The organism is Amycolatopsis mediterranei, from assembly GCF_026017845.1.
GTDB classification, from domain to species: domain Bacteria; phylum Actinomycetota; class Actinomycetes; order Mycobacteriales; family Pseudonocardiaceae; genus Amycolatopsis; species Amycolatopsis mediterranei.
This window is the reverse complement of sequence record NZ_CP100416.1, coordinates 1,568,382-1,581,093: the sequence shown is the minus strand read 5'-3', so window position 1 is coordinate 1,581,093 and position 12,712 is coordinate 1,568,382. Positions and strand designations below refer to the sequence as shown.

At 71.6% G+C, this 12,712-nt stretch carries 12 protein-coding genes; 3 read left to right on the top strand and 9 right to left on the bottom strand.

Annotated elements, in window-relative coordinates; genetic code table 11:
- Positions 1–2 precede the first annotated feature (2 nt).
- The 6 genes from ISP_RS07570 to ISP_RS07545 form a co-directional block, all read right to left on the bottom strand.
- Complete coding sequence (locus ISP_RS07570; protein WP_013223296.1) at positions 3–1,340, bottom strand: ABC transporter permease; 1,338 nt, start codon at positions 1,338–1,340, stop codon at positions 3–5.
- Positions 1,337–2,233, bottom strand: a complete 897-nt coding sequence (locus ISP_RS07565; RefSeq protein WP_013223295.1) for an ABC transporter ATP-binding protein — start codon at positions 2,231–2,233, stop codon at positions 1,337–1,339. The genes ISP_RS07570 and ISP_RS07565 overlap by 4 nt, the downstream gene beginning before the upstream one ends.
- A gap of 220 nt (positions 2,234–2,453) precedes the next feature.
- Complete coding sequence (locus ISP_RS07560) at positions 2,454–3,116, bottom strand: polysaccharide deacetylase family protein (protein ID WP_013223294.1); 663 nt, start codon at positions 3,114–3,116, stop codon at positions 2,454–2,456.
- Positions 3,117–3,118: 2 nt separating this feature from the next.
- The gene (locus ISP_RS07555) at positions 3,119–3,784 is read right to left on the bottom strand and encodes a glycoside hydrolase family 11 protein (protein WP_013223293.1); all 666 of its coding nucleotides are present in this window, start codon (positions 3,782–3,784) and stop codon (positions 3,119–3,121) included.
- 141 nt (positions 3,785–3,925) lie between these two features.
- A complete protein-coding gene (locus ISP_RS07550; RefSeq protein ID WP_014466661.1) occupies positions 3,926–6,466 on the bottom strand; it encodes an ABC transporter permease in 2,541 nt (846 codons plus the stop codon).
- Positions 6,460–7,200 (bottom strand): ABC transporter ATP-binding protein, encoded by a 741-nt coding sequence (locus ISP_RS07545; RefSeq protein ID WP_013223290.1) that lies wholly within the window; start codon positions 7,198–7,200, stop codon positions 6,460–6,462. The genes ISP_RS07550 and ISP_RS07545 overlap by 7 nt, the downstream gene beginning before the upstream one ends.
- 133 nt (positions 7,201–7,333) lie before the next feature.
- Between ISP_RS07545 and ISP_RS07540 the strand changes: the two genes are divergently transcribed.
- The 3 genes from ISP_RS07540 (at position 7,334) to ISP_RS07530 (ending at position 9,440) form a co-directional block, all read left to right on the top strand.
- Positions 7,334–8,533, top strand: a complete 1,200-nt coding sequence (locus tag ISP_RS07540) for a sensor histidine kinase (protein WP_013223289.1) — start codon at positions 7,334–7,336, stop codon at positions 8,531–8,533.
- Positions 8,521–9,177: a response regulator gene (locus tag ISP_RS07535; RefSeq protein WP_013223288.1), complete on the top strand. Its 657-nt coding sequence runs from the start codon at positions 8,521–8,523 to the stop codon at positions 9,175–9,177. The genes ISP_RS07540 and ISP_RS07535 overlap by 13 nt, the downstream gene beginning before the upstream one ends.
- 71 nt (positions 9,178–9,248) lie before the next feature.
- The gene (locus ISP_RS07530) at positions 9,249–9,440 is read left to right on the top strand and encodes a hypothetical protein (RefSeq protein WP_013223287.1); all 192 of its coding nucleotides are present in this window, start codon (positions 9,249–9,251) and stop codon (positions 9,438–9,440) included.
- A gap of 22 nt (positions 9,441–9,462) precedes the next feature.
- Here the strand turns inward: ISP_RS07530 and ISP_RS07525 are convergent, their stop codons facing one another.
- The 3 genes from ISP_RS07525 to ISP_RS07515 all read right to left on the bottom strand — a co-directional run bounded on the left by ISP_RS07525 (position 9,463) and on the right by ISP_RS07515 (position 12,709).
- Complete coding sequence (locus ISP_RS07525; RefSeq protein ID WP_230468727.1) at positions 9,463–9,873, bottom strand: HPF/RaiA family ribosome-associated protein; 411 nt, start codon at positions 9,871–9,873, stop codon at positions 9,463–9,465.
- A gap of 91 nt (positions 9,874–9,964) precedes the next feature.
- Entirely contained in the window at positions 9,965–12,055 is a 2,091-nt protein-coding gene (locus tag ISP_RS07520; RefSeq protein ID WP_013223285.1) for an NACHT domain-containing protein, read from the bottom strand.
- Positions 12,056–12,142: 87 nt separating this feature from the next.
- A complete protein-coding gene (locus tag ISP_RS07515) occupies positions 12,143–12,709 on the bottom strand; it encodes a TetR/AcrR family transcriptional regulator (RefSeq protein WP_013223284.1) in 567 nt (188 codons plus the stop codon).
- Positions 12,710–12,712 lie beyond the last annotated feature (3 nt).

The window sequence follows — 12,712 nt, the reverse complement described above, 5'->3', positions numbered from 1 at the left end:
ACTCATCCCTTCGTGGTGGGAAGCAGCTCGACGTTCGCGTCGAACTGCCAGAGCGGGTTGGGTTGGTCTCCCTCGGGGGTCCGCACCTGGAAGTAGCCGTTGACTTCCTTCGGGCCGTCGCCGTCGGCGACGTACCGCCCGTCCGCGGTGACGTCCAGCTGGTAGATCGCCGATCCGGTGGCCGCGACGCCGGGCAGGTGCCAGGTGACGACGCACCGCCAGTCGTTGCCGGGTCCGTCGGCGGCGACCAGGCCGTCGCCCTTGGTGCACGCGGCCGTGGCCGCCAGCTCCGCTTCGGTGACGTCGGGGCGGTGCAGCTGCCCGGTCTGCAGGCGGTAGAGGTGCGCGAACGCGGTGGCGACCGACTGCTGCACCTTGTTTTGGGTGATCCCGGAGCCCAGCGCGGGTGTCGCCACGGCGACGATCGCGGCGGTGGCGCCGAAGAGCACGACCAGCGGCACGGCGGCGAGCGCCCGGCGTCCGGAGCCTTCGTGGGCGGCGTTGGTGAAGTCGCGGCGCACGAACAGCAGGTACGCCGGCGTCGTCGCGGCCACGGCCCAGGCCAGGCTGACACCGGCCGCGACGAGCAGCGGCCCGAGCTGCGCGGGGCTGGTGAAGAGACCGTTCCACGCGATGAAGGCGTAGCTGGGCAGGGCGAGCCGCACGGCGACGGGCAGTGGCAGCAGCTGGGCGAGCGCCATGGCGAGGGCGGCGACGGCGGGCAGGAGCAGGCCCATCGGCGACCGTCCCCAGAGGACGGACCCGAGCAGCCCGAGCGCGGCGAGGGCCAGGGTCGGAGCGAGCACGCTCACCCAGGCGAGGAGCACGCCGGTGGCCGCGTCGCCGGGAGCGAGCAGGTGCCCGTCGAAGCCGACGAGGGCGCGGTTCCCGGCGGTGAGCAGGCCGCCGGCGGTGCTGGAGACGGCCATCCCGGCGACCAGCACGAGCAGGACGGTCAGGCTGGCCAGCGCTTTCGCGGCGAAGAGCCGGCTCTTGGACCGGACGGCCACGAGCAGGTGCCGCCAGGTACCCAGCCGGTCCTCGGCGGCGAACACGTCCCCGGCGACGACGGAGGTGAGGAGGGGAAGCGCGTAGGTGCCGGCGAAGCCGAGCATGACGAGCGGGCCGGCCCACCCGGTGGCGTTCATCCAGCGGCCGAAGAGGGTGTCGACGGGCAGCGAGCTTTGTTCGCTCACGGCGGCGACGAAGATCGCCGGAGCGAGCCAGCAGGCCAGCACGAGCAGGCGGATGCGCCAGGTGGAGAAGAGCTTGACGAGCTCGAAGCGGTAGGTGCGCGCAAGGGGAACCGGACGGGCGGGGACGGCGACGGTCGCGGTCATCGGGTGGCCTCCTGCCCGGTCAGCGCGAGGAACGCCGCTTCCAGGGGCGACACCACGGGCGCGAGCTCGCGCACCGCGACACCGTCCCGCCCCAGCCGCAGCACCAGTTCGTCCAGCGCGGGCACGAGCGCGCGCACGACCACGCCCTCGGCCTCCCGCGGCGCCTCGACGAGCCGGATCCCCCGCGTCTGTTCGATCACCCGGCGGGCGGCGGCCGGGTCGGAGGTCCGCAGCCGGTAGGCCAGCTCGCCGCTCTCCGCGGACAGCTTGGCCAGCGGGCCGGTGAAGACCACCCGGCCGGTCGCGAGGATCGTCACCTCCGCGCACAGCGCCTCGAGGTCGTCCATCCGGTGGCTGGACAGCACCACCGCCGTGCCGGCCGCCGCCAGCCGTGCCAGGACGCCGTGGACGTGCTGCTTGCCCGCCGGGTCCAGGCCGTTGGCCGGCTCGTCGAGCACCAGCAGCCGGGGCGAGGTGAGCAGGGCCGCCGCCAGGCCGAGCCGCTGGCGCATGCCGAGGGAAAAGCCGCGCACCCGGTCGTCGGCGACGTCGGCGAGCCCGACCTCCTCGAGGACGTCGCCGACGGGGTGACCGCCCAGCTTGGCCAGTGCGGTCAGGTTCTGCCGCGCGGTGAGCGACGGGTAGAGACCCGGCCCGTCCACGAACCCCGCGACCCCGGCGGGAGCGGCGAGCGCCCGGCCGACCGGCGTCCCGAGGATTTCCAGCCGCCCTTCGTCGGCGACGGCCAGGCTCAGCAGCAGGCCGAGCAGCGTCGTCTTGCCGGCACCGTTCGGGCCGGCCAGGCCGTGGATCCGCCCGGGGGCGACGTCGAAGTCGATGCCGTCGAGCGCGACGACGTCACCGAAGCACTTGGTGATCCCGCGCGCTCTCACAGCCAAGGGTGCGTCCACGCGAAGAAACTTAGGCACCGCAAATGACGGGTGCGGGCGACCGAAGTGAACGCTGCGGGAACGGCACCCGACCGGCCGTCACCGGGCCGGTGAAATGTCCGAGTTAACCGGCGCCTTGCCTTGGCCGGCGGCTGGGAAATCCACTGTGGAGGGTCGGATGGTGGCGCGGCGGGGTGCAACCGCCGCGCCACCTCCCGCACCGTCAGCCCGGGGCGACCGCCCGCCCCGTCTGCGGTGAGATCATCCCGGCGCAGAGCCCGCGGCCGGCGAGCGTCTGGGCGATGCGCGGGATCGCGGACAGGGTGTTGGCCGGCCATTCGTGCATCAGGATGACCTGGCCGTTCGTGAGCCGGGCGTTGGCCGCGACGATCGCGTCGACGCTGGCGTTGTTCCAGTCTCCCGAGTCGACGTCCCAGATGATCTGGCGGAGGCCGTACTTCGACTCCACCGACTGGACCGTCGCGTTCGTTTCCCCGTACGGCGGGCGGAACAGCCGGGGTGTGCCACCGCCGGCGGCCGCGATCGCCTGCTGGGTCCGGGAAATCTCGGAATCCACCTGCGCCTGGCTCAGCTGGGTGAGGTGCGGGTGCGTGTAACTGTGGTTGCCGACCCACATCCCCGCGCTCACCTCCGCTCGGACCTGGGCCGGGTACGCGGCCGCGTACTGGCCCTCGTTGAACATCGTGGCCCGTAACCCGTTCTGCCGCAACGCGTTCAGGATGGCCGGGGTGTGGGCGTTCGACGGCCCGTCGTCGAAGGTCAGGCCCACGTACCCGTTGCACGTCGCGGCTTGCGCCGGGGTGACGGCGACGGCGCTCGCCACGGCGATGGCCGCCGTCGCCAGCAAAGTGCTCCACGCGCGCATGGTCAGCCCACCGTCAGGTTGGAGTTGCCGCTGCTCTGGTACCCCTCGGTCGCGAGGATCATGTAGTAGTTGAAGCTGCCGAGGTGCATGCCGGCCCGGCCCCACGCGTCGAAGTGGTTGCCGGTGGTGATGGTGCCGCCGGTCCGCCGCTGCTGGCGCACGCTCCAGTACTGGTTGAACGTCTTGTTGCCCTCGACGGACGGCGCGTTGTAGCGGGTCGTCTGGTAGATGTCGTACGTGCCGCCGTCGCTGGTCACGGTGCCCTTGTACGTCCCGGTCGGCCGCCAGCTGCCCCAGTTGTCGACGATGTAGTACTCGACGAGCGGGTTGGACGTCCAGCCGTAGAGCGACAGGTAGCTGTTGCCGGAGGGGTTGAAGCTGCCGGAGTAGTTCACGTTCCGCCGGCTGCCGTTGCTCCAGCCCTTGCCGGCGACGAAGTTGTTGACGTTGCTCCAGTTCGTCCGGTAGTTCCCGCCGGACCCGAGCGTCATGGAGACCGAGCCGCCACCGGCGGACCAGAACGAGTAGTAGTACCCGTTGTTGTTGCCGGTCTGGTTGGTCGTGATGACGGTGTCGGCCCAGGCGGTTCCGGGCAGGAATGCGGCGATCAGCGCAAGGACGGCGCCGCCGGCGAACATCCTGCTGCGGCCGCGTTTCTTGGTGAGCATGCTTCCTCCTCGTCGAGGCTGGCAGGCGAGCCAGGATGGCCAAAAGCATGCGAGTGGTTCCCCTGGTCGGGCAATAACTTTCGGAAAATTTCGATGATCCCGCGATGCGGGGTGAGCCCGGCAGGCCCACCCCGCACCCCCCTACTCGCGCAGGCCGATCGCGTCGATCGGCCGGGCCCGCAGCGCCACCGTCGTCGCCACCCCGATCGCCACCATCCCGAGCAGCACCGCGCCGGCGATGATTCCGAAGTAGACGGACGGCGGCCCGGCCGGAACCGGGTTGCCCCGCAGCCCGATGTTGAGCAACGCCAACGGGATCACGGCCACCAGCGTCCCCATGACGACGGCGATCCCGACCGTGGCCAGTGCTTCGAGCCGCATCATGCGGGTCACCTGACGGCGGGTCGTGCCCACCAGCCGCAGCAGCGCGAACTCGCGGCCGCGCTGGGCGGTCGTCAGGACCAGCGTGTTGGCCACCGAAATCGCCAGGTACCCGACGATCACGCCGGCCGCCACCAGGTTCAGGTAGAACTGCGCCTGCCGTTCCCCGCCTTCCGGAGCCGCGACGACCGCGGCCGGGGCGACCACCAAACCCGGGTACGGCAACGCATTCAGCGCCGCACCCACCGCGCCCGCGTCGGCGCCGGGCTGCCGCCGGATCAGCACCGAGTCGTCCAGGCGGCCGCCGATGTGCTCGCGGGCCAGCGCGACCGGCAGCACGAAGTCGCCGAAGGCCAGGTCGTGCCTGTAGGTGGCGACCAGCCGCAGCTTCGCCGGGACGCCGTCGCCGAAGTAGAACTCGACCTCGTCACCGAGCTTCTTGTCCAGCCAGTCCGCTTCCGAACGGCTCAGCGCCACGGTGTCGCCGGTCAGGTCGGTGAGCCGCCCGGCGTCGACGCCCAGTTCGAGGGCGGCCCCGGCCTGGCCGCCCGCCAAGCCCTGCGCGGGCGTCCGCTGGACCTCCACGCTGTCGCCCACCGTCGACGCGGTGATCACGGACGTGCGGACCACCGGTGTCGCCGCCGCGACCCCCGGCACCCGGCCGGCCGCCGCGGCCACCTCCGGCGAGACCCCGCCCGGCGCCGTGAGCACGTAGTCGGCGGTCGTCGACCGCGCCGACTCCTGCTGGGCCGCCGCCGTCATGGCCGTCGGCCCGTAGAAGGTGGCGAGCGCGAACGCCACCGCCAGCATCAGCGGGGTCACCGCCGCCGCGACGCGCCGGGCGTTGGCGTGGCCGTTCGCTCCCGCGAGGTAGCCGCTGATCCGCCAGAGCCGGGCGAGCACGGGGACCAGGAACCGCATCACCAGCCCGGTCACCTGCGGGCCGACGACGGCCAGCCCGATGACGATCACCAGCGTCGCCATCGACGATGTCGCAGCGGCGATGTCGCCGCGCAGGAACAGCGGGACGAGCGTGCCGCCGAAGCCGGCCAGCACCAGGCCCCAGCCGGTGAGCAGGCGGCCCCGGCCGAGCTCGCGGCGCTCCACGGCGGCCTCGCCCAGCGCCTCGACGGGCCGGATCGACGACGGCCGCCGCGCCGCCGCCCAGGCGGCCAGCCGGGCCGCGCCCAGGCCGAGCAGGACCGCGGCCAGCAGCGGGAGCGGGCTGATCGCCAGCCCGAAGTCGGCCGGGATCACCCCGATCGCGGCGAACGCGTCCCGCAGCCCCCCGGCGACCGCCAGGCCCAGCACGCTGCCCAGCACGCCGGCGACGAGCGCGATCAGCGTCGTCTCGGTGCCGATGAGCTTGCGGATCTGCCGCGGGGTCGCCGCGACCGCCCGCAGCAGCGCGAACTCCCGGCGGCGCTGGTTGATGGTCAGGGCCAGCGTGCTCGCCACCACGAACACCGCGACCAGCAGGGCGAAGCCGCCGAACGAGCCCGCGATGGCCAGCAGCAGCGTCCGCGTCTGGCTGACGTCGAGGAACTCGATGCTGCTGCGTTCGATACCGGTGGTCACCTCGGCGCCGTCCGCAACGGCACGCACCCGCTCGGCGAGGGCCGCCGGCTCGACCCCGGGCTCGGCGAGGACGCCGATCGCGTGCGCTTGGCCCGGTCGTCCGGCCAGCTCCGCCGCCCGTTGCGGGGTGAAGAACACCGCCGACTGGCGCGAAGTGCCGTCGACGACGCCGCTGACCTTGACCGCCTCCGTTCCGGACCGGGTCGTGATCCGCACCTGCCCGCCGATGCCGACGTCGGCCCGGCGCGCCAGGTCGGCGTCCAGCACGACCTCGCCGGCGGTCGCGGGTGCGTCGCCGCCGCGCAGGGTGAACGGCGCCAGCACGGCCGCGTCCCAGTTGTGCCCGAGCGACTCCCGCCCGGCGAGCACCTGCCCGTCCCGGCTCACGACCTGCGCCGGGAAGCTCTGCTCCGCCACCGCCGCGCGCACCCCGGGCACCGCGGCGATCCGCCCGGCCAGCGCCACCGGCACCGACGGCTGCTCGCCGACCTGCTCGGTGGAGAGGGCGTCGGCGCCGGGCGGGCGCACGGTCTGCGCCCCGCCGACGACGACGGCCGCGGCGGCGTAGCGCTGGGTGGGGACGCCGGCGCGCAGGCCGGACTCCATGAGGACGCCGCAGGCGGCCACCAGTGCGGTGCCGCACAGGATCGCGATGAAGGCGCCGGCGAAGCCGCCGAGCCGGCTCCGGATGGTCTGCCAGGCGAGAGTCAGCACGCTCACCACTCCCCGAGGTGCGTCATCCGCTCCGCCACCCGCTCGGGGGTGGGGTGCGGGAGGTGCCCGGCCAGCTTGCCGTCGGCCAGGAAGAGCACGCCGTGCGCGGCCGACGCCGCGACCGGGTCGTGGGTCACCATCAGCACGGTCTGCCCCATCTGCTCGACGATCGCGCGGAGCAGGTCCAGCACCTGCCGCCCGGTGCGGGTGTCCAGCGCGCCGGTCGGCTCGTCGGCCAGCACCACCTCGGGCCGGGTGACGAGCGCCCGCGCGATCGCGACGCGCTGCTGCTGCCCGCCGGACAGCTCCGCCGGGCGGTGTTCCAGCCGGTTCGCGATCCCCACGCCGTCGACGATCTCCCGCAGCCACTGCGGGTCCGGCTTCCGCCCGGCGAGCCGCAGCGGCAGCGTGATGTTCTGCAGCACGTTCAGCGACGACAGCAGGTTGTAGGCCTGGAAGACGAACCCGATCCGGGTGCGCCGCAGCTCCGTCAGCTCGCGTTCCTTCAGCCTGCCGATCTCGGTGCCGCCGAGCAGCACCCGCCCCGACGTCGGCCGGTCGAGGCCGGCCGCGCAGTGCAGGAAAGTGCTCTTGCCCGAGCCGGACGGGCCCATCACGGCGGTGAACGACCCCCGCGCCACCCCCGCCGACACCCCGTCCAGCGCGGTGACCGCGCCGTCGCCGGAGCCGTACACCTTCCGCACCCCGCTCAGCTCCAGCGCGTACGCGCTCGCTGTGGTCATCTCTGTCCCCTTAAGACTGATCCTTGCGTCCCAAGGAAAACTAGGTCGCGCGCACCGGGACTTCGATCCCGTGGAGGGGTGGATCGGGGGTAGCGCCAGCACCACCACGGCGGTGGGGTGGGACACTGTCCGGGTGACGACCCGCCTGCGCGAGTGCTGGTCGGCGGTTCGCTACCTGGTGGTCGGCGCCGGCACCTCGTTGCTCTCGTTGTTCGCCCTCATCGGGCTGTTCGCGGTCCTGCTGCTGTGCCCGTTCGGCATCGGGATCCCGTCGCTGGCTCCGGCGATCCGGCTGGCGCGGTGGCCCGTGGGGGTCGACCGCCGCCGGGCCGCGCGCGCACTCGGCGAGCCGATCCCCGAGCCCTACCGCGACGGCTCCCCGTTCAAGGACCCGGCCACCCGGCGCGACCTCGCGTGGCTCGCGATCCACGGCGCGACCGGCCTGTTCATCGGCGCGCTGGCGTTCGGCCTGCCGCTCGGCGCGGTCCAGCAGGTGATCACGGTCTTCGTCTGGCCGCTGGTGCCCGGCGGGATCGAAGGCTCGCTGGGGATCGTGGTGGACTCCTGGCCGCGGGCCGGGCTGGACCTGCTGGTGGCCGCCGCCATGGTCGCGGCCACCCTGCAGCTGCCGCGGGTCGCCCGGTGGCAGGCCCGCACCGCGCGGAAGCTGCTGGCGCCCGCTCCGGGCGTCGTGCTGGCGGACCGGGTCGCCGAGCTGACCGCGACCCGGGCGGCGGCGCTGGAGGCGCACGGCGCCGAGCTGCGGCGCATCGAGCGTGACCTCCACGACGGCACGCAGGCGCGGATCGCGGCGGTCGTGCTGCAGCTGGGCATCGCCGGCCAGCTGTACGACCGCGACCCCGAGACCGTGCGCGATCTGCTGGTCAAGGCCCAGGACACCGCGACCGACGCGCTGGCCGAGCTGCGCACGGTCGTCCGCAGCATCTACCCGCCGCTGCTGAGCGAACGCGGCCTGGCCGGGGCGGTGCGCGCGCTCGCCGAGCGCAGCCCGGTGCCGGCCGTCGTCGCCGTCGAGTACGAGACGGGCCGCCCGGCCGCGGTCGAAGCGGCCGCCTACTTCGTCGTCGCCGAAGTGCTGGCCAACGTCACCAAGCACGCCGACGCGTCCCAGGTGGACATCACGCTCGGCGGCACGGCGTCGGTGCTGTGCCTGGAAATCCGCGACGACGGCCGCGGCGGCGCCGACGAGTCCCGCGGCAGCGGGCTGGCCGGCATCCGCCGCCGCGCCGAAGCCTTCGACGGAACCCTCACCCTGACCAGCCCACCCGGTGGGCCGACCGTGCTGCGAGTGGAGCTGCCATGCGGGTCGTGATCGCCGAGGACGACGCTTTGCTGCGCGAAGGCCTCTCCCTGCTGCTGAAAACGGCGGGCATCGAGGTGGCCGCCGCGGTGGACAACGCCGAGGACTTCCTGGCGTTCATCGAGGGCGAGCGGCCCGACGCGGTCGTGATGGACGTCCGCATGCCGCCCACGCACCGCGACGAGGGCCTGCGCGCCGCCGTCCGCGCCCGCGAGATCCACCCGGCGCTGCCGGTGCTGGTGCTCTCGGCCCACGTGGAGACGAGCTACGCGGTCGAGCTGCTCGCCGACGGCGTCGGCGGGGTGGGTTACCTGCTCAAGGAGCGCGTCGGCAAGGTCGAGCGGTTCCTCGACGCACTCCAGCGGGTCGCGAAGGGCGGCACGGCGATGGACCCCGAGGTGATCGGCCGGCTGATGGCCCGCCACCGCACGGCCGACCCGCTGGAGTCGTTGACCGCCCGCGAGCGGGAAGTGCTGGGGCTGATGGCCGAGGGCTACAACAACAGCACGATCGCCGAGCTCCTGGTCGTCAGCGACGGCGCGGTGCTCAAGCACATCCGGAACATCTTCGCGAAGCTCGGCCTGCCGTCCGACGAAGGCGCGGGGCACCGCCGGGTGCTGGCGGTGCTGGCCTACCTGGGCCGGGACGCGGGGTAGCGCAGGCACCACCCCGCATCCGGGTGCGGACGGCATTCTCGCCGTCGCCGCGAGTCCCTAGCGTTGCCGGTATGAACAACGACAACGTTTCCACGCGTCCTTCGAGCCCGGTTCTCCTGTGGCTGGTGCTGGTGGTCAGTTCCGCGGTCAACGCGGCAGGCCCGTTGGTGGGCTTCGGAATGCCGGTGCGGATCGTCGCCGGTGTCATCGCGATCGGGGCGATCGCGATGCTGGTCGTCCACTACGTCCGGCGGCGCCGCTGACCACTCGGCACTCGAACCGCGGTCAGCCGATCCCCGGTGTGGTGTCCCCGGGGTCCTCGAGCACCCCGACCTGATCGGGGTCTTCCGGAGGGGGCATGTGCCGGATGCTGTCGCTGCCCTTGTGGTCGTGGGCGCGGTTGTACCGGGAATCCAGCACGCGCACCAATTTGTGCTTCGCCCCGGCGAAGGCATCGTCCACAGTGGCCGCGTGGTGGGTGACCGCCACCGGCTGCTTGCCACCCGGCCGCGCCTCGATCACGCACTTCTTGTCTTCCGGTTTGCTGCCGCCGTCTTCGCTGAGGTGCACTTCCACCCCGGTCAACCACGTGCCGAACCGGGACAGGCCCTCCTCCAGGTCGGTGGTCACGAAGGTGGCCAGCCGTTCGCCACCGTGGACGTTGTGGTCGGTGTTGACCTGGATCTGCACGAGCACCCTCCAAAGCGGGACAGCGTTGATTTCGGTCAGTACCACGGCGGCGGCGAAGTCAAACGAGCCCGAGCCCCGGCGCCGGCACGGGACGAGATCACAGCAGTTCGAGCCTCTCCGCGAGATCTTCTGTCGACAAGTCGACCGGGATGCGTCGTTTCGTCAACCACGCCTGGAACTCGCGGTGCCGGAAACGCAGCACGTCCCCGTACACACCGATCAGCCCCGCCGCCTGAGCCCAGTCCAGGAAGCGCGCGGGCCGGGGAGCGAATCGGCCACTGAACCGGAAGGTGAGCGCCGCGACACCGTAGAGCAGCCACGGCGAAAGCGCGATCAACATAGCGGACAGGAAGCCGAAAGTAAACGCGATCCGAGCCAAGGACGCGCCGGTGAAGATCACCAGCGGGCCGAGCATGGTGAGGACCGTCGCCATGGACACCGCGGTCGCCACCACGCCGGACCGGACCAGCCGAGCAGCATCGGCGGCACCGACGTTCTGGAACAGCGAGAAAAAGTTGTCCTGACCCGTATACCCCGGGTCTCGGAAGCTCCGGAACAGAGTAACCGGCCCCATCAAGAAAAAGAAAGAGAACAACAGCCAGGCGGACGCAGCGATTGCCGAAACCCTTTTACTTCCGGAAAACATCAATGCGGACGAGACCGTCAGCCCGGCGAACGACACGAGAAATGCGGCATTTCGGCTCAGCTTCCGCAACTGCGTTGCGTTGATCCTCGGCACCCCCACATTCACGCCCATCATCTGTGTCGCGATGGCCGCCAGGATCATCACCAGGTAGGCGAACGGGGTGAACCCGTCTTCGAGCGAAGACCAGCAAAGCAGCCACGTGGGCAGCAGGACGGCACCCATCACGAAGGCCGCCAGTAGCCGGGGAAGCCTGCCGCCGATCCGGTGGATGCGCGGGATCTGGATGTCGATCGATGATTCGGCGATCGTGCCGTGGAGGACCTGGGCCTCGGCCAGGTTCTCCAGCCAGTGCATGGCTCGCTCGGGCGGGAGGTGGCGGTAGCTGCCGAGCACCTGCCCGTTGCGTTCGGCGCCGGCCACGACCAGCAGCTCGAACAGCCGGTCGCGAACCTCATCGACCGTGGTCAAGCGGAGGATTTCGGCGGGTCTGCTGTCATCGGACCGGTACGCCGCGGTCAGCAAGAAGAGGTAAAGCGGGACGGTCATGGCTTGCTTGAGCGGGGTTTCTTTGCCCGACCGCAGTTCGGTGATGATCGGCTGCCACCGCGCGTGCGCCCTGGGCGAGCCGGCCGGATCGGGGAAGCGGTACTTGAGATAGGCGATGACATCCGCGCGCTTCAGCGGTTCCAGCTCGATCACCGTGGCGTGCTGGAGCGGGACGGCCTCCTGATCACCCGGCGGCTTCGTCAACCGGTCGAAGCAGCCGGGACGGGAAGTCAGCACGAAACGCGGCAGTTCACCCGAGGAGAAGTGGTTGAGCGCCCGCACGAGCTCGGCCGCTCGCGCAGGCCGGTACTGCCTCGCATCCATTTCGTCCAAGCCGTCCAGGACCGGCACGATACGGCGTTCCCCGACCAGCCGGGCGGCCATCTTGGCTTCGATGCCGTACATCTCGGTCAACGACCGGACGATCCAGGCTTCGAGGAGGCGGGCCGCCACCGAGCCGGGCTGGTCGTGCGGGCTCCCGCCGGGGTTGAACCTGAGCAAGCTGAGCTTGACCGGCACCGGTTCCCCGGACGGGTTGCCGATTGCCGCAGCGGCCAGATCGATGCACAGGCAGGTGGCCAGGATGGACTTCCCGGCGCCCGGCCCACCCACCACGACGAGCCGGCCACGGTCCAGGTCCGTGTAGTAGCCGGCGACTTCCCGGCTGGAGCTGCGCCGGCCGCCACCGTCGGTGTGCCAGTACACCAACGGCGGTTGCCGAAGACCGATCGTCGCCGGCACGACCTCGCCGGGCACCCCGAGAGCGGCGGCCAGGGCGACCCGTTCCCGCTGAAGGACTTTCCGGGCGAGATCGAGGATGACCGCGTCCGGGATGGCCCCGGCATCGCCGGCGCGTTTTTGACCGACCAGCACCGTCGCCAGGATCCCGAATATTCCCACCGGAACCGCCACGACGTTCGCGATACCGATCCCCGTCGGCCCGAGCACCAGCAACAAAGCGGTGCCGAGAATGGTGATCCCCACACTGACGATCATCGTTAGCCGTCTCACCGGAACATCTTGTCAGAGCGCGGCCATTCCCCGGGTCGTCAGCCGCACCAACCGGAGCGGACCGGCTTCGGCTTAAGGACGGAGACTGCGCAGCATCAAATCCGCGAAGTGCTTCCCCACCTGCTCCCCCGACAGCTCCCCGTCGGCGTGGTACCACATGCCCAGCCGGTGGATGGCACCGAAGTGGTAGTTGATCGCCAGGTCGGCCGGGACGTCGTCGCGGAAGATGCCCGCCTGCTGGCCTTCGGCGACCAGGTCGCGCACCCGCTCGTGGTAGGTCCGCCGCTCGGCGCGCACCTGGACCTGCTTGGACTTCTCCAGCAGCGGGAACGACTGGAAGAACACGGTCGCCGCGTCGAGGTCGGCGATGCTCGTGACCACGACGTCGGCGATGATCGCGTGCAGCCGCTCCGGCAGCGGCAGGTCCGACTCGGCGATCGTCACCATCCGCCGCGTCTGCATCCGCAGCATCGCCGCGTAGATCTCGAAGAGCAGGTCGTCCTTGGACTCGAAGTAGTGGTACAGCCCGCCCTTGGTGACGCCGGCCTCCTCGACGATCTCGCGGACCGTCGTCGCCTCGAAGCCCTTCTCGGCGAACAGCCGCACCGCCGCCCGCACGACCTTGTCCCTGACACTCATGCC